Genomic DNA, 1,007 nt, shown 5'->3' with positions numbered 1-1,007 from the left:
GGCGGGGTGCAGGCGGGTGTGACCGCCAGCGGGCTGATGGTGGTGATGACGTTGATGCTGATCTTCGTTTATCTGCTGTTTGCGGTGCTGCCGCTGTTCAAACCGGCCTCGCTTGGGCAGGCTCAGCCGCTGCCGATCGCGGTGTCGGCCCCGGCGCTGGCGCTGGGCATGGACGTGCAGCAGCGCGTGGGTTATCGCATCGACGCGCAGGGCGCGGGGCAATTTTATCGTCTGACGCCGGCGCCGAGCGGCCAGGCCCAGACGCCGCTGGTGCAGCAGACGCTGCTGGCCAAACCGGCGCTGCTCGCGCAGGCTGCCGGAGAGCGCGATCTGTTTGCGCTGGCGCAGGCCAACGGCCGGTTGGTGGTGGCACGCGCGGACTTCGCGACGGCGGAAAACGGCCGGCCGCAGTGGCAGTTCCCGCTTGGGCAACAGCCATTGGCGCTGGATCCGCAGAACAAACCGCTGAAACTGCTGTCGTTGGCGGATGCGCATCGCGGGCAGTATCTGTTGGCCGGGGTGACCGACGATCGGCGCCTGGTGTTCGGCCGCTTCAGCCCCGACCGGCCGCCGCAGTTCAGCGAGCGTCCGCTGGAGCACGACGGGGAGCAGTTGTTGCTGACGCCGGATGGCCGCCAGCTTTACCTGCTGACCGGCAACCGGCTGGCGCGTTATCAGATCGACGGCGCGCAGCTGCAGCTGCGTGAAACGCGTACCCTTGGCGAACATGCCCCGTATCAGATGACGGCGCTGCCCGGCGGTAGCGCGCTGCTGATCAAGGGCGCCGACGGCAATCTGCGCGAGTGGTTCGAGGTGGAAAAAGATCGGCGCTGGCGCCTGACGCCGGTGCAGCATTTCGATCACGGTGCTGACGGGCAGGAGCTGACGGTGGCCGAGCCTTACCGCCGGGTGTTCGCCACTCTGCGGCCCGATGGCGGCTTCTCGTTATTTTCCGCCATTCAACCGCAGCCGCTGCTGAATACCCGTTTGGGTGCCGAGGTGCGGCA

Annotated in this window: 1 protein-coding gene; it reads left to right on the top strand. The window is 67.4% G+C overall.

Annotation, left to right across the window (positions count from 1 at the left end):
- Positions 1-18: 18 nt before the first annotated feature.
- Positions 19-1,007, top strand: a 989-nt coding sequence (locus tag AB0H42_RS35985) for a hypothetical protein (RefSeq protein ID WP_357064405.1), incomplete at its 3' end; no start/stop codon positions are given.

This window comes from Nocardia sp. NPDC050799 (genome assembly GCF_040654015.1).
Classification (GTDB): Bacteria; Actinomycetota; Actinomycetes; order Mycobacteriales; family Mycobacteriaceae; genus Nocardia.
The sequence above is the reverse complement of the archived record's forward strand: the minus strand, read 5'-3'. Positions and strand labels throughout refer to the sequence as shown.